Here is a 20,600-nt window from a genome sequence, read left to right as displayed (position 1 = left end):
CAATTCCTCCTCGTTGCTTTCTCCTCACTCTTCAGTCATCTTCCTCACCGCCGCATAACGCTGCAAGGTCAGCTTGCGCGCCTCATCGTGCCGCACCAGCGGCAGGGGATAATTTTCTCCCAGGCGGATGCCGGCATCCTGCAAGTCTTTTGCCGGCGCCAGCCATGGCGCGTGGATATGCCTGTTGCCGAGACCGGCTAGCTGGGGCAGGTAGCGGCGGATGAATTTACCCTCCGCATCGAATTTCTCGGATTGCGTGACGGGATTGAAGATGCGGAAATAAGGCTGTGCATCGCAGCCGGACGACGCCGCCCACTGCCAGCCGCCATTGTTGGCGGCCAGGTCGAAATCATTGAGCTGCTCGGCAAAGTAGCGTTCTCCCCAACGCCAGTCGACGCCCAGGTCTTTGATCAGGAAAGACGCAACCAGCATGCGCAGGCGGTTATGCATGTAACCACTCTGTTTGAGCTGCAGCATCGCCGCATCCACCAGCGGATAACCGGTGCGGCCGGCGCACCAGGCCTGGAACAACGCCTGCGCATGCGGGCCGCTTTCCCACGGGATGGCGTCGTAGTCCGGCTTGAACGCGCGTTGTGCGACATGTGGATGGTGGTACAGGATCATGAAATAAAAATCGCGCCACACCAGTTCCGACAGCCATGCCGCAGCGCCGCTGGCGGAGGCGCCCTGATGCAGGACTTGATAAGCGGCGCGGGCCAGAGTGCGGATCGATATGGTGCCGAAACGCAGATGCACTGAGAGATAGGATGGCCCTTTGACCGCGGGGAAATTGCGAGTGTCTTCGTATTGGCCGATGCGCTGCAGGAAGTCTTCCAGCAGACTGGCTGCGCCGGACATGCCAGGCGTGATTTTCAAGGCGCGCAGATTGGTTTCCTGGAAGCCGAGCTCGGCCAAGCCAGGTATCCTGCCATGCTCCGGAGCAGGCGGCGTCAGCCGCGCTGCGTACTTTTCGATCGGGTAGGGCTTCAGGAGGAAAGGTCCATCTGCCGCAGCCAGTCTCTTCATCCAGGCATTCTTGTAAGGCGTGAATACTGAAAACGGCCGGCCTGACAGAGTAAGGATTTCGTCCTGCTCAAAAATCACCTGATCCTTGAAGCTGTGCCAGCTGCGGCCGGCAGCGGCCAGGATGCTTGCGATCTTGGCATCGCGTTGCCGAGCCTGCTGTTCGTAATCGTGGTTGCTGAACACGGCATCGACGCCCAACTGGGCAACCAGCGCCGGGACCGCATCGGCAGCGGCGCCGTGGCGCACGATCAGGCCGCCGCCTAGCTTGCGCAGTTCCCGATCCAGTTCGACGATGCTGTCGCGGATGAATTCGACGCGACGATCAGCAGTCAGGCCGGCATCCAGCAAAGGCTGCAGGATGTCGGTGTCGAAGACGAACACGCAGAACACGGCCCTGCTGGCCTTTAAGGCGTGATACAGGGCGGCGTGGTCGAATGCGCGTAAGTCGCGGCGAAACCAGACCAGGGATTTTTCAAACTGGGGCATGGAGGCGGTCTATATAAAAATTCGCGTGAGGTAGCGCCGAGGCGGGCTTGCGAGCGACTTTACCCGAGAAGCAACACTACGCAAAGCGGCTTGCGCCGGTTTAAAACTGATAAAATGCGGCCCATGGCCAAGCTAGATACAACTCCGGACGATTCTCCCGCGCGCAAAGGTGCTGCGAAGGCGTCGGGCGACCCGGATTCTCCCTCTTTGAATCTGACAAATCATTTCCTTATTGCAATGCCCTCCATGCTGGATCCGGTTTTTGGCGGAACCGTGGTGTATTTATGTGAGCATAATGCCAACGGCGCCCTTGGCGTAGTGATCAATAAGCCTACCGATATGACCATGCAGCTGCTGTTCGAGCGTATCGACCTGAAGCTGGAAATCAATCCGGAACTGGGCTTTGACGATCCGATCGGCGAGCGGCCGGTGATGTTCGGCGGCCCGGTCCAGGTTGAGCGCGGCTTTGTGCTGCATACGCCGGGCAAGAGCTATTCATCGACGCTGAAAGTGACGGAACAGGTCGCCATGACGACTTCCAAGGATGTGCTGGAAGAGGTTGCCCAAGGTGGCGGACCGCAGCGCATCCTGGTTAGCCTGGGCTGTTCGGGTTGGAGCGCCGGTCAGCTGGAAAGTGAAATCGTGCATAACGGCTGGCTGACGGTGGCCGCCGATCCGGCGATCATTTTCGACCTGCCGGTCGCCGAGCGTTTTGCCGCCGCTGTCAATCTGCTGGGTATTTCGCCGTATATGCTGACTTCGGAATCCGGTCGTGCGTGAGTTGAACGGCAATATGCGCGGGAGCCTGGCATGCGCGGTTTGACAGGCACGGTGCTTGGTTTCGATTTCGGCCTGAAGCGCATCGGCGTGGCCGTCGGCAATACCCTGTTGAAGCAGGCGCAACCCTTGCAAGTCATCAGCGCTGCGACCAATGACGGCAAGTTCGCCGAAATCGCGCTGCTGATCAAGGAGTGGCAACCGGTGCTGTGCGTGGTCGGCCTGCCGCTGCATCCGGATGGCGCCGAGCATGAAATGAGCGCGCGCTGCCAGCGTTTTGCCAATCAGCTGCACGGCCGCTATGCGGTCGCCACAGTGCTGGTGGATGAGCGTTACTCGTCGGCGGTGATCAAGCAGCAGCGCGGAGAAGTGATCGACGACCAGGCCGCCGCGATTATCTTGCAGCAGTATTTTGACGATTTATCTGAATGATCCTGTTCGATTTTGTGATGAAGACGCAATGACTACTATCACCCCCCAATTCGATGCCGAAGCACTGTACCTGGTGCTTGAGGCAAAAGTGAAAGCCGCGCTGGCGCAGACCGACAATGTGGCGGTCATCGGCATCTATTCCGGCGGCGCCTGGATCGCCGAACGCCTGGTGGCGGCCTTGCACCTGAATCCGGCGCAGCGGCTCGGCTTTATCGACGTCTCCTTCTATCGCGACGATTTTTCCGAAAAAGGCTTGCGCACCGATATCAAGCCGACCCAGATTCCGTTCGACGTCAACGGCGCCACCATCCTGCTGGTGGACGACGTGCTGTACACCGGCCGCACCACGCGCGCCGCCATCAACGAACTGTTCGACTACGGCCGCCCGGCAAAGATCATGCTGGCGGCGCTGATCGACCGCGGCGAACGCGATTTGCCGGTGGCGGCGGATTTTGTCGCCGATGCAGTCACCTTGCAGCCTGGCCAGTCCCTACAACTTCAACGCGCCGACGACGGCAGCTTCACTTTAGACATCCAACCCAATGCTTAATCCTCAACTCAATAAAAACGGCGAACTGCAGCATCTGCTGACGATCGAGGGCTTGCCGACTTCCGTTGTCACGCACATCCTGGATACGGCTTCCTCCTTTGTCGGCGTCAGCGACCGCGATGTCAAGAAGGTGCCGCTGATGCGCGGCAAAAGCGTGTTCAACCTGTTCTTTGAAAATTCGACCCGCACCCGCACCACGTTTGAGATTGCTTCCAAGCGTCTGTCGGCCGACGTCATCAACCTGAACATCTCCGCCTCCAGCGCCAGCAAGGGCGAATCGCTGCTGGACACCATCGACAATCTGTCTGCCATGCACGCCGACATGTTTGTGGTGCGCCACTCGCAATCCGGCGCGCCTTACCTGATCGCCAAGCATCTGACCGACACCAAGCAGCACCACGTACACGTGGTGAATGCCGGCGACGGCCGTCATGCCCATCCGACCCAGGGTCTGCTGGACATGTACACCATCCGCCACTACAAAAAGGATTTCAGCAACCTGACGGTGGCGATTGTCGGCGACATCCTGCACAGCCGGGTGGCGCGTTCCGACATCCACGGCCTGACCACGCTGGGCGTGCCGGAAGTGCGCGCCATCGGGCCGCGCACCTTGCTGCCGAGCGGCCTGGAGCAAATGGGCGTGCGGGTATTCACCGACATGAATGAAGGCCTGAAAGGCGTCGACGTCATCATCATGCTGCGCTTGCAGAATGAACGCATGAGCGGCGCGCTGCTGCCGTCGGCACAGGAGTTTTTCAAGAGCTACGGCCTGACGCCGGAACGGCTGGCGCTGGCCAAGCCGGATGCGATCGTGATGCATCCGGGGCCGATGAACCGCGGCGTCGAGATCGACTCGGCGGTGGCTGACGGCGCGCAAGCGGTGATCCTGCCGCAGGTGACCTTCGGCATCGCGGTGCGGATGGCGGTGATGAGTATCTTGGCAGGAAATTGAAGCCACGCGCCACCAGCCTGAATCCAGATAAATAATTATAGAATCGCCAAAACATCTACAGATGAAACTTCACATCAAAAACGGCCGTCTGATCGACCCCGCAAACCATATCGATGCTCTGCAAGATCTGTTTATCGCCGCCGGCAAGATCGTCGGCGTCGGCAGCGCTCCTGCCGATTTCACCGCCAACAAAACCATCGACGCCAGCGGCCTGGTGGTGACGCCCGGCCTGGTGGACCTGAGCGCGCGCCTGCGTGAGCCAGGCTATGAATACAAGGCGACGCTGGAATCGGAAATGCAGGCAGCGATGCAGGGTGGCGTCACCAGCCTGGTCTGCCCGCCGGATACCGATCCGGTGCTGGATGAACCGGGCCTGGTGGAAATGCTGAAGCACCGCGCCAAGAGCCTGAACCAGGCGCATGTCTATCCGCTCGGCGCGCTGACTGTCGGGCTGAAGGGGCAGGAACTGACCGAGATGGCCGAGCTGACCGACGCCGGCTGCATCGGCTTCGCCCAGGCCGAAGAGCCGATACTGGATACCACGGTGCTGCTGCGCGCGCTGCAATATGCGCGCACCTTTTCGTACACCGTCTGGCTGCGTCCGCAAGATCCTTATCTCGGCGCCGGCGGCATCGCCCACAGCGGCCCGATCGCTTCGCGGCTCGGCCTGTCCGGCGTGCCGACCATGGCCGAGACCATACGGCTGCAGACCATTTTCGAGCTGGTGCGCTCCACCGGCGCACGCGTGCACCTGTGCCGGATTTCTTCCGCCGAAGGCTTGGAACTGATACGCAATGCCAAGAAAGAAGGCCTGCCGATCAGCTGCGACGTCGGCGCCCACCACATCCACATGACGGATGTCGACATCGGTTTTTTCGATTCAAATGCCCGTATGACGCCGCCATTCCGTTCGCAGCGTGACCGTGATGCGATCCGCCAGGCGCTGCTGGACGGCACCATCGATGCCATCTGCTCGGATCACACACCAGTCGACGACGATGAGAAACTGCTGCCGTTTGGCGAAGCGACGCCCGGCGCCACCGGGTTGGAGCTACTGCTGTCGCTGGCCTTGAAATGGGCCGACGAATGCGTCGACGCGGCGCCACAGCGCCTCAGCCGCGCGCTGGCAAAAATCACTACCGACGCTGCGCGCGTGGCTGGCTTGCCTGCGGGCCAGCTGACCGTCGGCAGCATCGCCGATATCTGCCTGTTCGATCCGGCGGTGCGCTGGACCGTCGCCGCCAAAGAACTGGCCAGCCAGGGCAAGCACACGCCATTCCTCGGGTATGAACTCAGTGGACGCGTCAAGACCACGATCGTGGCCGGACACATCACATTCGAACGCGTATGAAGCGGCTGCAATTTGCCTGGCGCCTGACGCGCGTGCTGCTGCATCTGGTGATCGGCCTGTGGACTTGTGCGGTAGTGTTTCCGTTTGCCGACGCCACCGGCCGGCGCTGGCGCATCCGCCAATGGTCGGTCGAATTGCTGGCGATCTGCCAGGTAGACGTCGCCTTGCGCAATCCCGGCGACAGCGTCGCCGCAGTGCGGGCGCTGATTGTCGCCAATCACGTATCCTGGCTCGATATTTTCGTCATCAACTCGATCCAGACCTGCAGTTTCGTCGGTAAATCCGACATCCGCGACTGGCCGCTGCTTGGCTGGCTATGCGAGAAGGGCGGCACCATCTTTATCGCGCGCGGCAAGCAGCGCGACGTGCGGCGCATATTCCAGGGGCTGGTCACCAGCATCCAGGCCGGCGAGCGGGTGGCCTTCTTCCCGGAAGGCACCACCGCAGCGCAAGGCGCATTGCTGCCGTTTCATGCCAACCTGTTTGAAGCCGCGCTGGATGCCAAGGTGCCGGTGCAGCCATATGCGCTGCGCTACCTGGATGCGCGAGGAGCGCTGCATCCGGCGGCGGATTTTATCGGCGACATGACTTTCGCGCAGAGCATGATCGCGATCTTGCAGGGGGAGCCGATGAAAGCCGAGCTGATCCAGCTGGCGCCGATCGAAACAGCAGGCGCACACCGGCGGCAGCTGGCTGCTACTGCGCAGGCCTTGATTGCCGATGCGTTGGAACAGCCTCAGGCCGAGCAGGTCAGCGCCGCGGCATGATGCAGTTTCCGCTTCCGGGCTAACCGGGCCGCTGCGCTTGGGGGCAGCTGACTTGCAGCAGCGCCCGGTCGGCCAGGCGCACGGCAGTCAGTTTGCCGCCCCAGACGCAGCCGGTATCGAGCCCGATCAGGTTGGGCCTTTGTATCAATCCCAGCGTCGACCAGTGTCCGAACACCACGGTGACATCCTCCGTCTGGCGCCGCGGCGCATCGAACCACGGCAGGTAGCCGGGCAAGGAAATTCCCGTGCTTTCCTTCGCCGCCAGTTCCATCGTCCCGTCTTTGTCGCAAAATCGCAGACGGGTCAGAGCGTTGACGATGCAGCGCAGGCGCTCGTTGCCGGTGAGGGCGTCGTCCCAGTGCAGGGGCTGATTGCCGTACATCTCGCGCAAGAAGCCTACCCAGTCAGGTCCCTGCAGCACGTCGGCTACTTCTTGCGCCAACGCCAATGTTTTCGTTGCCGACCATTGCGGCAGCACGCCGGCATGTACAAATAGATGATCTTGCTGGTATAGAGCCAGCGGTTGGCGTCTTAGCCAATCAAGCAGCTCTTCCCGATCGGGTGCATTCAGGATTTCATCCAGGGTATCGCTGCGATGGAGTTTGCGGATGCCGTGGGCGGCGGCTAGCAGATGCAGGTCGTGGTTGCCGAGCACTGCTTGGGCGCGGTCGCCCAGGGAGCGTATCAGGCGCAGTGTCTGCAGCGATTGCGGGCCGCGGTTGACCAGGTCGCCGGTAAAAATGAACGTAGCGTCGGGGGTTGCCGCCTCGATCTTGCCTATCAGGATTATCAGGCTTTGGTAACAGCCTTGCAGGTCGCCGATGGCGTATGTCAAAGGACTAACGATTGGCATAAATGGAAGTATAAATTGGCGGAATGATGGTTGCCATTGTAGATCGGTAGCAGGTTACAGCGCAGAGATGGATGTTTTGAGGGGTTTCAAGCCACATGGCGGTTGTGTAATTGGAATAAATTGATTTTTGGCACTTTCCGTCGCAATGGTGGTCCTAATTGCCCATCGTGATCATTTCCAGTTATTTAGATAGAAAATACTTGCATGAATGCATACAAATCCCACCGACTTTCCGGCCAGACTAATTCGAAATGTGCTGCAAAGGTCGGATTTTTGCAAATAATGGGGGATAATCTCAAACTGCTTGAATATTTTTATATTGCGAAAATGCAAACAATATAGAATGTCGCTTTTAATTTTTGCATTGCATTTAGGATGACCTCATGATTTTTATCACTGGAGGAGCCGGCTTTATCGGTTCCAATTTCGTACTGGACTGGCTGGCGCAAAATGACGAGCCGGTGATCAATTTCGATAAGCTGACTTACGCTGGAAATATCAATAATCTGGTGAGTTTGCGTCAGGATCCGCGTCATATCTTTGTACAAGGAGATATTGGCGATACGGCTCAGGTGGCTGCTTTGCTAGCCAAGCATAAGCCGCGCGCAATTGTGCATTTTGCGGCGGAAAGCCACGTCGATCGCTCCATCCATGGCCCAGCCGCTTTTGTGGAGACCAATGTCAACGGTACCTTCGGCTTGCTTGAAGCAACGCGTGCTTATTGGGGGACTTTGCCGGAAGCTGAAAAAGCGGCATTCCGCTTCCTCCACGTTTCGACCGACGAAGTGTATGGCACACTGGGTCCGAACGATGCGCCGTTTACTGAAACGACTCAGTACGCTCCTAATAGCCCTTATTCGGCATCGAAGGCAGCATCGGATCATCTGGTTCGCTCCTATCATCATACTTACGGTCTGCCTACGCTGACCACCAATTGTTCCAACAATTACGGCTCTTACCATTTTCCGGAAAAGCTGATCCCTTTGATCATCACCAATGCGCGCGCCGGCAAAGCACTACCTATTTATGGAGATGGACAACAGGTGCGTGACTGGCTCTACGTGAGCGATCATTGCGCCGCGATTCGCCGTGTGCTGGAAGCTGGCAAGCCGGGCGAGGTATATAACGTTGGCGGCTGGAATGAGAAGGCCAATCTGGAAGTGGTGCACGCCTTGTGCGACATCCTGGACCAGTTGGACCCCAAGCCGGCTGGCAGTTATCGTGACCAGATAACTTATGTTACCGATCGCCCAGGCCATGACCGGCGCTACGCCATTGATGCGCGAAAGATTGAACGCGAACTTGGCTGGAAGCCGCTCGAAACCTTTGATACTGGCATTCGCAAGACGGTTCGATGGTATCTGGACAATCAGGAGTGGGTCAAAAATGTTCAGTCTGGCGATTATCTGAAGTGGGTTGAGCAAAATTACGAGCAGCGCCAGAGTTCGGTAGGGGGTGTCCAATGAGCGAGCCGACTTCTCAAAGCCGTAAAGGAATTATTCTCGCTGGCGGTTCCGGCACACGTCTGTATCCAGTGACGATGGCGGTCTCCAAACAGCTGCTGCCAGTGTATGACAAGCCGATGATTTACTATCCGCTGACCACGCTGATGTTGGCCGGGATACGCGAGATTCTGATCATTTCGACGCCGCAGGATACGCCGCGCTTTAAAGAATTGCTGGGGGACGGGCGGCAATGGGGAATCGAACTTAGCTATGCTGTGCAGCCGACGCCGGATGGCTTGGCGCAAGCGTTCATTATCGGCCGTGAATTCGTCGGGGACTCGCCATCCGCCTTAATTTTGGGCGACAACATCTATTATGGCCACGACTTCGAGGGCCAGCTGCGTGCCGCATCTGCGCGCACCGAGGGCTCTACCGTCTTCGCCTACCATGTTCATGATCCGGAACGCTATGGAGTGGTCGAGTTTGATGACCAGCGGCGAGCGGTAAGCATAGAAGAAAAGCCTGTCCAGCCGAAATCTCACTACGCGGTTACCGGACTCTATTTCTACGATAACGAAGTGTGCGATATCGCTGCCGGCATCAAGCCGTCTCCGCGCGGTGAGCTTGAGATTACCGATGTCAATCGCGTCTACCTCGAACAACATCGTTTGAATGTCGAGTTGATGGGGCGAGGCATGGCTTGGCTGGATACCGGCACGCATGAATCATTGTTGGAAGCGGGGCAGTTCATTGCCACTATTGAAAATCGTCAAGGCCTGAAAGTGGCCTGTCCAGAAGAGATTGCCTATCGCAAGGGATACATCGATGCTGGGAAACTAGAGCAATTGGCGCAACCGTTAAAGAAAAACGGATATGGCCAATATCTGCTGGGTTTATTAAAAGACAAGGTGTTTTAAATATGCAAGTACAAACCACAAATATTCCTGAAGTATTGATTTTTGAGCCAAAAGTTTTTGGTGATGACCGCGGCTTTTTTTTCGAGAGTTTCAATGAACGCGGTTTTAATGAATTAACCGGTCTTAACGTCAGCTTCGTTCAGGACAATCACTCCAAATCCGCTAAAAATGTATTGCGCGGATTGCATTACCAGATTCGTCAGCCCCAGGGCAAGCTGGTGCGCGTAGTCGCCGGCGAGGTATTCGACGTTGCGGTTGATGTGCGTAAGAGTTCACCTACTTTTGGGCATTGGGTGGGAGTAACGCTATCGGCTGAAAATAAGCGGCAGCTATGGATTCCCGAAGGATTTGCCCATGGCTTCGTGGTTACCAGCGAATCGGCAGAGTTTCTATACAAGACTACAGACTATTGGGCGCCAGAATTTGAACGAAGCATCCTCTGGAACGATCCGGCAATCGGCATCGACTGGCCGATGACGGCAACACCATTGTTGTCCGGGAAAGACCAGCTTGGAAAGTTGCTGACAGAGGCAGAGGTCTTCGCGTGAAAATCCTCGTTACCGGTAAGACCGGCCAAGTCGGGTATGAGTTAGAGCGCAGCCTGCAAGGTCTGGGTGAAATCATCGCTCTGGATCGCAATCAGATGGATTTGTCGGACTTAACACAAGTGAGGGACGTCATTCGTGAGATCAAGCCCAATTTGATCGTCAATCCGGCTGCCTATACGGCGGTGGACAAAGCCGAGACGGAATCTGAACTGGCCATGCGCGTCAATGGCGAGGCGCCGGGAGTCATGGCGGAAGAGGCGCGCAAGCTAGGCGCAGCGATGATCCATTATTCCACGGACTATGTATTCGACGGCAGCAAAACAAGTCCATATGTTGAAAGTGATCTCACCTGCCCGATCAACGTGTACGGTCGCAGCAAGCTGGCGGGAGAGCAGGCCATTCAGGCTGCCGGCATTCCGCATTTGATTTTGCGGACCAGCTGGGTCTACGGCGCACGGGGGAAGAATTTTTTGCTGACAGTGCTGCGACTTGCCCAGGACCGCAGTGAGTTGCGTATCGTCGGCGACCAGCACGGTGCACCAACCTGGTGCAGGACCATTGCCGACACCACCGCTCATATTGTTGTTCAAGCGTTGAATGCCCAGGATCCACACGCCTGGTGGCAGGAGAAGACCGGTTTATATCATCTGACAGCACAAGGCCAGACCACTTGGGCGGGTTTCACAGAAGCGATATTGGCGAACGCTGTTCTATCCAAAAAGCCCATTGTAACTGCTATTACTACGCAGGAATATCCGTTGCCGGCAAAGCGCCCAAGTTATTCAGTTATCTCGTGCGAAAAATTAATCACAACTTTCTGTGAATTGCCTACTTGGGAAAATTCTTTACGATTATGTCAAGCTTGAAAATATCAAATGTATCCGATGTTGATAATGTGATAATCTATCAATGTGTATTTGATAATATTCTTCAGCTATTGGCATTACGAAGATTATCTTGCAGATAAGCGATTAATTATCGGTTATTTGAAAATATGGAATGGTTTTTAAATTAATTGCTGTTGAAGATTGATGGTTTTTCAAAGAGATATTATTACTTCTTTGTTTAATTGAAATTGGAAATAAAATATGGATTTTTAAATGTCGCTTAGTAAAAATACAATATGGAATTTGGCTGGAGCTGGACTTCCACTAGTTGTTGGTGCTGTAACTATCCCATTTCTAATGAATAAGTTAGGAATAGAAAGATTTGGGATACTTACTCTTTTATGGGCGATTATTGGTTATTTTAGTCTTTTTGATTTCGGTTTGGGTCGGGCAATCACGCAACAAGTAGCTGCATCATTAGGAGCTGGAAGATTAGACGAAATACCTGGCCTAATTAAGATGGGAGTGAAATTTACCTTTCTAACTGGATTGGCCGGTGCTCTCATACTTGTTATTGCTTCTTATCCGCTGGGTTATAAAGGTCTGAATGTATCTGTCCCGTTGCAACAAGAAACTTTCTATAGTTTGTTGATTGCGGCCTTAGGTATCCCGCTTGCCACTGTGAGCTCTGGGCTACGTGGGGCACTGGAAGCATATGAGCATTTTTTTGCAAGTAATATTGCGAAGATCTTCCTTGGTGTATCGATATTCTTCTTTCCTGTGATTGGAGTGTTTTTTTACGGGAAAAGTTTATTAGCAGTTACTAGCTTCCTTATCCTTGCAAGATTACTGAGCTGTTTCTTATATTGGTATTTAGTTAGTAAACTCCCTTGCGGAAATATTGCTAAAGGTACTGTCGATATTGGAATGAGAAAGAAATTATTTTCATTCGGAATATGGATGACTGCGAGTAATTTGATTAGTCCATTGTTGGTGAATATGGATAGGTTTATTATTTCATATTTATTGGGCGCGACGATGGTGGCATACTATACGGTTCCATTTGAATTTCTCGTCCGTATGTTGATATTGCCGGGCGCAATTGGTGCTACGTTATTACCAAGACTTGCAAGAGATTTCACTATTGACTCAAAAGCAGCAAGAACTACATTCATCGGTGGCGTAAAAATAACATCGATTATTATGTTTTTATTATGTCTTGCAGCTGCAATCCTGGCTTATCCTCTAATGAAACATTTTCTTTCTGCTGATTTTGCAGATAAATCCTGGATATTGGTTTTAATACTTTCATTGGGCGTGTTCGTGAACGGTATTGCTTATATGCCTTATACTGCGTTGCACGCGCTCGGATATGCCAAGCCAACTGGAATATTGCATATTACCGAATTTATTGTCTACATACCGTTACTGTTTTTATTAGTTAAAATAGGTGGACTAGAGGGGGCTGCCATAGCGTGGCTGATTCGAGCAACAGTGGATTGCTTCGGACTTTTCTATTTATGTTATGACAGGATCAATCGTGATATTTGAGCCTAGAATAATAATAATATTGTTGTTGCTATGGTCAAGCCAAATAATTGGATATTTATTTTTTGGAGATGCGTTTTTCCATTTGACGTGACGACATGGGCTATTGTGGCGACTGCAGTAGTTTTTTTGTTAACGAAAAATTTGGATCATATTTGCCAATGCCTGCGAGAGTTCTCGGCTCAAAAGAACAATTTAAAAACTATACGGTGCGGAAATTTGCATATGTATGATTATTTTTATACATAATAGTAGACATACCAGATTTGCATCCATTCGCTGAATTACTTATCCAGTACAACACTTATACCGCCATTTTTCCTTTATTTAATGATGGAAATATCTTGAGAGTTATTTTAGGTATGTTTGGGGTTGGTGTTTTTCAACGTTATTTGTTCAGATTATACATCGTGAGCAAATCGCCTGTGGTTTGGTATTTCTTTGCATTATTTTTGTATCCTTTAATTATGACTGTTTTTGAAAATGCATACTTCTCTTCGCCAGGTTTTTGGCTGATGCTATGGATGCCTCCAATTAGTCATGTTTTTTTCAATAAATTCTTTCGCACATCGAATCAAGTGGCCTATTGATCAATTTACAGGCAGAATTTTCACTTCGTTAAATTTTAAGGTTATGCAATGCAGAAGATTGCGTCAGTAACAATTTGCTCAATTAATTATATTGCCAAGGCTTTGGTCCTTTTTGATTCATATCGATTACATCATCCGGATCATGATTTTTATGTTGTTATAGTGGATAGAAAAAGTGCGAATTTCAAGATTGACCGCGAGGGAATATCTGTTATTTGGGCGGAGGATTTAGGAATACCTGATTTTTATCAAAAGGCGTTTACTTTTGATGTTATCGAATTTAATACGAATGTTAAACCGACAGCTTTGAAAATGCTGCTCAAAAAATATAGCGCCGTGCTATATTTGGATCCCGACATCGAAATTTTTTCACCTCTGATTCCTGTTTTTGATGGACTTGAGTATGCTCCTATTGTAGTAACCCCACATTGCAATACTCCCATTCTTGATGGGTGTAAGCCCGATGATCTGGAGCTTTTGAAGTTTGGAACTTTCAATCTGGGTTTTGTTGGTGTTTCACAATGCGACGAGGCGTTCGCATTTCTTGATTGGTGGTCGGCACGCTGTCTTGAGCATGGTTTTTATGAACCACAAGTCGGGCTTGCAGTTGATCAAAAATGGGTCAGCCTGGCACCGTCATATTTTCCAAATCTAAAAATTCTGCACGATATCGGATTGAATCTGGCATTTTGGAATCTGCATGAAAGGACTCTTTCATTGAAAGATGGTACATGGATGGTAAATGACCATGTGCCATTGCGATTTATTCATTTCAGCTCATTCAATGCTTCCAAGCCAGAAATAATTGCACAAAAACAAGATAGATTTGCACCTGGGAGCCGTCCGGATTTCGAGCCGTTGGCCAAAATCTATGCTGCTAAGTTGATTTCGGCGGAATCAGAGAAATACAGTAAGCACAAATATGGTTTCGATTATTTTGATGACGGTATTTATATCACTCCGGCGCTCCGACGGTTCTACGCTGCATTGTATTTGGAGAGATTTTCGAAGATCAAGAATCCTTTTGAGGAAGATGGTCCGGTAAAGAGATTTGCTATGAAAAGTAATCTGCTGGTGCGCGGCAATGTTCCGGCAAAAAGACATAATTTTCATGACATGAAATCCTATGGCCTGCAAATCAGAATAATCCTGAAAATGTTTCGTTTAGCTTTATATTTCGTTGGACCAGAAAGATATTTTAATCTTATGAGATATTTGGCGCATATTTCTTCTCTGAGAAACCAGGCTGATATTTTCGACAAAAGAAAATAAATTTTAACCAATTCTGGTATCGGTATAAACTGGTATTATATTTTTATTGATAATTTTATTATGAACATACTTATTACTGGCGGATTGGGATTTATTGGAACGAATCTTGCGCTTTCTCTTCAGAAAATGAATCAGCACAATGTTCGGATATTTGATAATTTGAGCCCGCAAATTCACGGTGTTATTCCCGCCGTGGATGCTCGAATACTCGGGCTTGCGGATGTGGAAATCGTGCGTGGAGACGTATGCGATCAGGCTGCCTTGAAAACGGCGTTGAATGGCATGGACGCTATAGTTCATTTGGCTGCAGAAACAGGTACTGCACAGTCGATGTATCAGATTTCCCATTACAATAATGTTAACAGTCAGGCAACTGCTCAATTATTGGATCTGTTGGCCAATACACCTCACTCAGTGAAGAAGATTGTTCTTGCATCATCAAGATCTATTTATGGTGAGGGGGCGTACGAGTGCAAGAATCACGGGATTGTTTATCCTCCAGCCAGAAGCGCTACACAGTTGAAGAATCATCAATGGGATCCTGTTTGCCCGCATTGTGGCAATTCGATAACGTCGATACCTACGCCAGAGGCAGCCCGGCCAAGTCCGGCATCCATTTATGCTGCAACAAAATATGCGCAAGAGGACCTTATCCGTATTGCTGGGGATTCACTTGGCATCGGAACAGCAATTTTGCGGTTTCAAAATGTTTATGGTGCTGGTCAGTCACTCAATAATCCTTATACAGGAATTTTATCAATTTTTTCCACGCGAATACGTCGTGGTATGTCATTGCCAATCTTTGAGGATGGGCAGGAAAGTCGTGATTTTGTACATGTCAGCGACGTTGTCCGTGCAATTGAGCTGGCGCTTTTGAATGAGGCAGCGAACGGAGGTACCTTTAACGTTGGTGCCGGTGAACCTACCTCTGTATTGGAGATTGCCAATATGCTTGTGGATGCCTTCGAGGGAAAAATAAGACCAATAGTGACCGGCCAATATCGTTTGGGCGACATTCGTCACTGTTATGCCGACTTGGGCGAGATTAGATCGAAGTTGAAATTTGAGCCACAGATATCCCTGAAGCAAGGAATAGAGGAGTTTGCGAACTGGGTTCTTTCGCAGCCTTTGCCGGAGGATGGTTTGGACAAAGCTAACGAAGAGTTAAAAAAACGCAAGATGATGTCATGAGTTTGAAAGCAATTTTATTTGCGGATTTGAAGCGCCAATATCAGGTCGCTGGGCAGTTGGAAAAGGAAGCGACTTTTTTCCGGCTCTTGACGAGCTCGTTTTCCCCGCGCTTCATGCCGGTGGTTCTATTTCGGCTGTCTCACTGGTTTTTGCAATGCAAGCTGTCCCCTGTGGCCAAAATATTCGGTCTTATAAATTTCGTCCTATTTGGTCTTGAAATTGCTGCGCGATGCGAAATTGGTCCCGGCTTGTATTTTCCGCATACTCAGGGAACAGTTATTGGTGCAAATAGAATTGGGGATAATGCCACGATTTATCACAACGTGACTTTAGGGGCTCGTGAGATTGATCTTGATTATTCCGCCAGGTCTCGTCCAAGTATCGGCGACAACGTTATATTAGGTGCTGGCGCAAAAATTCTTGGCCCTGTAATGGTTGGAAGTAATGCGCGCGTGGGCGCGAATGCCGTTGTTGTTGATGACGTGCCGGCCGGCGCGACTGTCGTTGGCATTCCCGCACGTATAGTAAAACAGGTGTCGGCAATATGATGCAGACAGGTCAGTGTGTGCTGTTTATTGCCCCCAGTTTTTTTGGCTACGAAAAAGAAATTCAAGGCGAATTGGAGGCCGCAGGTTGTAAAGTGGACTGGTATGATGACAGGCCGTCCTCTACACCGCTCATGAAAGCAATGATCCGCTTTCGTCCTGAACTGGTAAACAAGGCAGTCAACGACTACTTTGAGAAAATTGTCAGCCGCGCCACTAGCACTGCCTACGATGTGGTGTTTGTCATTAAAGGCGAGGGACTTCCTGTCGGGAAAATCTTAGCTTTAAAGGCTGCGTTGCCAAATGCAAGATTTTTATACTACACATGGGATTCTCTAAAAAATTTCAAAAATAGCTATGAGAAGTTGCCATATTTCGACAAGGTATACAGCTTTGACCGTTTTGATTCCGTTGATAACGAAAATATTAAACATCTTCCGCTGTTTTATTCACGTGCCTACGAGGCGCTAGGGAAAACGGATAGGGCATGCCGAGAAACGGAAATTGACTTGTTGTTTCTCGGGTCAATACATTCAGATCGTTATCCGGTTGTACAAAAAATATGGGGCGCTGCAAAAAGAGTCGCACCAGATATTCATCTTTATGCCCATTTTTTTTATCAAAGCAAGTGGGTTTTTACAATAAGAAAAATTTTTGACCCGCAATTTCGATCGATTCCCTGGCATGATGTGAAGTGGAATTCATTGAATTTTGCCAATACGCTAAAGTTAATCGAACGCAGTAAGATACTAGTGGACGTACATCACCCTGGCCAAACCGGATTGACCATGCGCACTATTGAATGCCTAGGGGCAAAAAAGAAGTTAATTACTACAAATATGGATGTGAAAATTTACGATTTTTATAATCCTGATAATATTCTTGTAATTGATAGGCTAGCCCCGGTAATACCCGATAGTTTTATACGTACTACTTTTATTGCCGTTAGCGAAAATATCTATAAAAAATATAGCTTGCGTGGATGGTTAGCTGAAATATTTTCTTGAGAGATTAGATAACGAATGAAAAGATCTTTTGACTTATTTTTGGCCTTGATTGCGTCAATACTATTATTTATTCCCATAATTGTAGTTGCCTTGCTGGTGAAATTTACATCGGTGGGACCGATTATCTATTGGTCAGATCGCGTCGGTCGTCACAACAAAATTTTTAAAATGCCGAAATTCCGCACGATGCGTACAGACACGCCGGCAGTTGCAACACATTTGCTACCAGATCCTAAGAAATTCCTGACCCCGATAGGATCTTTTTTGCGTAAATCGAGTCTTGATGAGTTGCCGCAACTGTGGAGCATCGTTGTCGGGGATATGAGTTTTGTCGGACCTCGTCCGGCGCTGTTCAATCAGGATGACTTGATTGCAATGCGAACAGAACACGGCGTTGACGAGTTGTTACCGGGATTGACTGGATGGGCACAAATCAATGGACGAGATGAGCTGCCAATTCCTGAGAAAGTTAAACTAGACGTAGACTATCTTCGGCAACGATCGTTTTTCCTAGATATAAAGATTATCTACCTAACCTTTTTGAAGGTTGTTCGTAGAGATGGTATTACGCATTGATTACAGATGATAAATCAAAAGATTTCATTTCAAAATGTTGTGATTTTCTTATGCTGGCAGTTAACTAAATTATCGACATGACTTCTTTTTTAAATTTGTCCCGTCTTCAGAAGCAGATAATTGCAGCGTCAGCGGACCTTTTCATGCTGCCGCTGACGTTTTGCCTGGCCATATGGCTGCGCCACGACGGACTCAGCTCCTGGCTCCTGCATCAATACGGTTTGTTGATCGTAGCCGCACCCTTGATATCAATTCCTATCTTCATCAGGCTAGGGTTATATCGAGCAGTTGTTCGTTTCATAGATCACAAGATAGTGTATGTCGTCGTTCTCGGCGTAACGTTGTCGGTGATTGCCTTAGGAGCGCTTGGTACATTTACGCAGACAGCGGGTTATTCTCGCGCGGTTTTTGGCATCTATTGGGTTAGCGCCATCCTGTACGTGGCGGCCAGCCGGTTTTTGGCACGTGGTTATCTGCTCCGTGTGAGTGGCGCAACTGGTGCCGTGCCTGTGGTTATTTACGGCGCGGGTCAGGCTGGATCGCAACTGGCGAGTGCGCTTCGCGCGGGCCATGAATATTTGCCGGTAGCGTTTGTAGATGACAAAAAGGAGCTGCACAGAGCAACAATCGCTGGCATCAAAGTCTTTGCGGCAAATGATTTGCCGAGCTTGATTGCCAGATACAATCTCAAAGAGGTTTTGTTGGCAATGCCATCCTTAAGCAAGCTCCAGCAAAAGCATATTCTTGATCAGCTAGAGCCCCTCAAAGTTAAAATCAAAGTAACGCCGCCAATCAAGAGCTTGATCAACGGCGAGCTGCGCGTGCAGGATATTCGCGAGGTCGAGATCGAAGATTTGCTGGGGCGTGATCCGGTTGAGCCTAACCCGGAATTGATTTCCGCTTGCATCGTGAATAAATCTGTACTTGTGACTGGCGCAGGAGGCTCTATTGGCTCTGAGCTGTGTCGTCAGATTATCCGGCAACGGCCGTCACGGCTGATTTTGCTTGAAATGTCAGAGTTCGGCTTGTATGCGATAGAGCAGGAGTTGAGTGAATTGCAGCGTAGTCTTGGTTACAGCATTGAACTACTGCCCTTTCTTGGCTCTGTCCTGGAAACCGAGAAATGTACGCGCATCATGCGCACTTTTTTTGTTGAAACCGTGTATCACGCGGCGGCGTACAAGCATGTGCCGCTGGTTGAGCATAACCCTATTGAAGGCATTCGGAACAACGTGTTTGGCACACTGAGTGTAGCCAAGGCCGCAATGCAAGCTGGCGTCAAATCTTTTGTGTTGATTTCGACCGACAAGGCAGTTCGTCCAACCAATGTGATGGGCTCGACCAAGCGTTTTGCGGAATTGATTTTGCAGGCTTTTTCGCGCACGCAAACAAAAGGGGCCTCAAAGACTAGGTTTTGCATGGTGCGTTTTGGAAATGTACTCGGTTCATCAGGGTCGGTCGTGCCGCTGTTTCGCAAGCAGATCATTGCAGGGGGGCCAATTACCTTAACTCATCCGGAAATCACCCGCTATTTCATGACGATTCCTGAAGCTGCTCAGTTGGTATTGCAAGCGGGAGCGATGGGGCAGGGCGGCGACGTGTTTGTGCTCGATATGGGCGATCCAGTAAAGATTATTGATTTAGCTACAAGAATGGTGCACTTGAGTGGATTGGAAGTGCTCTCTGATTTGACGCCTGACGGTACGATAGAAATTAACCACGTTGGCCTGCGTCCAGGTGAAAAACTATACGAAGAGTTACTGATTGGAGAAAATGTGGAGGGCACCGAGCATCCACTGATCATGCGTGCGCAAGAGGTTGAGATTCCATGGGTGGTTTTGGAGGATCTGTTAAACAAGCTGGAAGATGCATGCGGCAGATTTGCCTATGAAGAGGTGCGGGAGCTGCTGTTGCACACCGTCGCTGAATATTCGCCGCAGTGCGGAATTGAGGATTTCATCTGGCGTGCAAAGCGTGAGTCATCGGAAAAAAATGACGCGACGCTACATTAATTATTTGAATAGTACTGGCTGAATATTACTGGCATTGAATTTTCATTAATGGAGGGGATATGGATTTATCTGGATTATCGGTAGTCGAATTGCGCGGGTTGCAAGATCAGGTCAAGCAAGCCTTGAAAGACCGCGAACATCAGGAGCAAACCAAGGCACGCGAGCAGATTCTGGCGATCGCGCAAAGTGCGGGCATTTCCCTGCAAGATTTGCTGGGTGCTCAATCCCGAGGTAAAACCTCGGTGTCCAAAACCAAAGTGGCGGTCCGATATCGGCATCCGTCAGACGCCACTTTGCAGTGGACGGGGCGTGGCCGTCAGCCTAAATGGATTCAGGATTGGGTTGCTTCAGGCCAGTCATTGGACACAATTCGCGTATAGCAATTACTTCATGCGTCGCCGTCTGTTGTAGCCGGTGGCTATGACGTGCAATGCGCTCTCAGGAATTCCGGACATGTGCTTAAGTTCGGTGTACGTCTTGCGGTTCGACCTCACGCATAATCAGTGTTGGCGTTGGTTTGCGGATAATGCGTCCTTTGCATTTTGGCCGGATACTGCCATATTTTCATTACAAGAATCATGCTTTCACTCTCAAAATCCATCTTCAAGGCATACGATATTCGCGGCGTAGTCGGCAATACTCTGGACGCTGGAATCGCACGGCAAATCGGTCTGGCATTCGGACGAGCTGCTCGCGCCAAAGGTGAGACCACTGTGATTATCGGCCGTGATGGACGTCTTTCTGGGCCAGAACTTGCTGCCGCCCTGGCAATAGGTTTACAGGATGCCGGAGTAGATGTGGTGGATCTGGGCGTAGTGGTAACGCCGATGGTTTATTTCGCGACTTACGTACTTGGCGCGCAGTCCGGCATCATGGTCACCGGCAGCCATAATCCGCCTGACTACAACGGCTTCAAGATGGTGCTGGC

General features: G+C 50.9%; 20 protein-coding genes and 1 pseudogene. 19 read left to right on the top strand and 2 right to left on the bottom strand.

Annotation, left to right across the window (positions count from 1 at the left end; all coding sequences use genetic code 11):
- Window positions 1-24 precede the first annotated feature (24 nt).
- On the bottom strand, window positions 25-1,512 hold the full coding sequence (locus AC07V8_RS21910) for a cryptochrome/photolyase family protein (RefSeq protein ID WP_494680522.1): 1,488 nt from the start codon (window positions 1,510-1,512) through the stop codon (window positions 25-27).
- Between the two features lie 114 nt (window positions 1,513-1,626).
- On the opposite strand from AC07V8_RS21910, the gene AC07V8_RS21905 reads away from it, so the two are divergent.
- From AC07V8_RS21905 to AC07V8_RS21880, 6 genes are all read left to right on the top strand, one after another.
- Entirely contained in the window at window positions 1,627-2,292 is a 666-nt protein-coding gene (locus AC07V8_RS21905; RefSeq protein WP_494680521.1) for a YqgE/AlgH family protein, read from the top strand.
- Window positions 2,293-2,322: 30 nt separating this feature from the next.
- On the top strand, window positions 2,323-2,721 hold the full coding sequence (ruvX, locus tag AC07V8_RS21900) for a Holliday junction resolvase RuvX (protein ID WP_494680520.1): 399 nt from the start codon (window positions 2,323-2,325) through the stop codon (window positions 2,719-2,721).
- Window positions 2,722-2,749: 28 nt separating this feature from the next.
- Window positions 2,750-3,271, top strand: a complete 522-nt coding sequence (gene pyrR / locus AC07V8_RS21895; RefSeq protein ID WP_211444840.1) for a bifunctional pyr operon transcriptional regulator/uracil phosphoribosyltransferase PyrR — start codon at window positions 2,750-2,752, stop codon at window positions 3,269-3,271.
- Window positions 3,264-4,223, top strand: coding sequence for an aspartate carbamoyltransferase catalytic subunit (locus AC07V8_RS21890; RefSeq protein ID WP_211444841.1), 960 nt, complete (start codon window positions 3,264-3,266; stop codon window positions 4,221-4,223). Before pyrR ends, AC07V8_RS21890 begins: the two co-directional genes overlap by 8 nt.
- Window positions 4,224-4,284: 61 nt before the next feature.
- Window positions 4,285-5,574, top strand: a complete 1,290-nt coding sequence (locus tag AC07V8_RS21885; protein ID WP_494680519.1) for a dihydroorotase — start codon at window positions 4,285-4,287, stop codon at window positions 5,572-5,574.
- Complete coding sequence (locus tag AC07V8_RS21880) at window positions 5,571-6,341, top strand: lysophospholipid acyltransferase family protein (RefSeq protein WP_494680518.1); 771 nt, start codon at window positions 5,571-5,573, stop codon at window positions 6,339-6,341. The genes AC07V8_RS21885 and AC07V8_RS21880 overlap by 4 nt, the downstream gene beginning before the upstream one ends.
- 19 nt (window positions 6,342-6,360) lie before the next feature.
- On the opposite strand, the gene AC07V8_RS21875 is transcribed toward AC07V8_RS21880, so the two are convergent.
- Window positions 6,361-7,194 carry a symmetrical bis(5'-nucleosyl)-tetraphosphatase gene (locus tag AC07V8_RS21875; RefSeq protein WP_494680517.1) on the bottom strand — a complete coding sequence of 278 codons (834 nt, stop codon included), beginning with the start codon at window positions 7,192-7,194 and terminating at the stop codon, window positions 6,361-6,363.
- A gap of 383 nt (window positions 7,195-7,577) precedes the next feature.
- Here AC07V8_RS21875 and rfbB point away from each other — a divergent pair, with 383 nt between their 5' ends.
- From rfbB to AC07V8_RS21810, 13 genes and pseudogenes are all read left to right on the top strand, one after another.
- A complete protein-coding gene (rfbB, locus tag AC07V8_RS21870) occupies window positions 7,578-8,660 on the top strand; it encodes a dTDP-glucose 4,6-dehydratase (RefSeq protein WP_494680516.1) in 1,083 nt (360 codons plus the stop codon).
- Window positions 8,657-9,556, top strand: a complete 900-nt coding sequence (rfbA, locus tag AC07V8_RS21865) for a glucose-1-phosphate thymidylyltransferase RfbA (RefSeq protein ID WP_494680515.1) — start codon at window positions 8,657-8,659, stop codon at window positions 9,554-9,556. Before rfbB ends, rfbA begins: the two co-directional genes overlap by 4 nt.
- Before the next feature lie 2 nt (window positions 9,557-9,558).
- Window positions 9,559-10,104, top strand: coding sequence for a dTDP-4-dehydrorhamnose 3,5-epimerase (rfbC, locus tag AC07V8_RS21860; protein WP_494680514.1), 546 nt, complete (start codon window positions 9,559-9,561; stop codon window positions 10,102-10,104).
- Entirely contained in the window at window positions 10,101-10,970 is an 870-nt protein-coding gene (gene rfbD, locus AC07V8_RS21855; RefSeq protein ID WP_494680513.1) for a dTDP-4-dehydrorhamnose reductase, read from the top strand. Before rfbC ends, rfbD begins: the two co-directional genes overlap by 4 nt.
- A 234-nt stretch (window positions 10,971-11,204) precedes the next feature.
- Window positions 11,205-12,482 carry a flippase gene (locus AC07V8_RS21850; protein ID WP_494680512.1) on the top strand — a complete coding sequence of 426 codons (1,278 nt, stop codon included), beginning with the start codon at window positions 11,205-11,207 and terminating at the stop codon, window positions 12,480-12,482.
- A 635-nt stretch (window positions 12,483-13,117) separates the two neighbouring features.
- Window positions 13,118-14,341, top strand: coding sequence for a glycosyl transferase (locus AC07V8_RS21845; RefSeq protein WP_494680511.1), 1,224 nt, complete (start codon window positions 13,118-13,120; stop codon window positions 14,339-14,341).
- Between the two features lie 60 nt (window positions 14,342-14,401).
- Window positions 14,402-15,532, top strand: coding sequence for an NAD-dependent epimerase/dehydratase family protein (locus AC07V8_RS21840; protein WP_494680510.1), 1,131 nt, complete (start codon window positions 14,402-14,404; stop codon window positions 15,530-15,532).
- On the top strand, window positions 15,529-16,080 hold the full coding sequence (locus tag AC07V8_RS21835; RefSeq protein ID WP_494680509.1) for a serine O-acetyltransferase: 552 nt from the start codon (window positions 15,529-15,531) through the stop codon (window positions 16,078-16,080). The genes AC07V8_RS21840 and AC07V8_RS21835 overlap by 4 nt, the downstream gene beginning before the upstream one ends.
- A complete protein-coding gene (locus tag AC07V8_RS21830) occupies window positions 16,077-17,084 on the top strand; it encodes a WaaS/CpsH family glycosyltransferase (protein ID WP_494680508.1) in 1,008 nt (335 codons plus the stop codon). The genes AC07V8_RS21835 and AC07V8_RS21830 overlap by 4 nt, the downstream gene beginning before the upstream one ends.
- A 15-nt stretch (window positions 17,085-17,099) precedes the next feature.
- Window positions 17,100-17,660, top strand: coding sequence for a sugar transferase (locus tag AC07V8_RS21825; protein ID WP_494680507.1), 561 nt, complete (start codon window positions 17,100-17,102; stop codon window positions 17,658-17,660).
- 77 nt (window positions 17,661-17,737) lie between these two features.
- On the top strand, window positions 17,738-19,672 hold the full coding sequence (locus AC07V8_RS21820; RefSeq protein WP_494680506.1) for a polysaccharide biosynthesis protein: 1,935 nt from the start codon (window positions 17,738-17,740) through the stop codon (window positions 19,670-19,672).
- A 59-nt stretch (window positions 19,673-19,731) separates the two neighbouring features.
- Window positions 19,732-20,052: an H-NS histone family protein gene (locus AC07V8_RS21815; RefSeq protein WP_494680505.1), complete on the top strand. Its 321-nt coding sequence runs from the start codon at window positions 19,732-19,734 to the stop codon at window positions 20,050-20,052.
- A 198-nt stretch (window positions 20,053-20,250) separates the two neighbouring features.
- Window positions 20,251-20,600 (top strand): annotated as a pseudogene (locus tag AC07V8_RS21810) (phosphomannomutase/phosphoglucomutase); the annotation flags it as partial.

The sequence above is a fragment of the Collimonas sp. GW821-FHT02H07 genome, assembly GCF_059421505.1.
The sequence above is the reverse complement of the archived record's forward strand: the minus strand, read 5'-3'. Positions and strand labels throughout refer to the sequence as shown.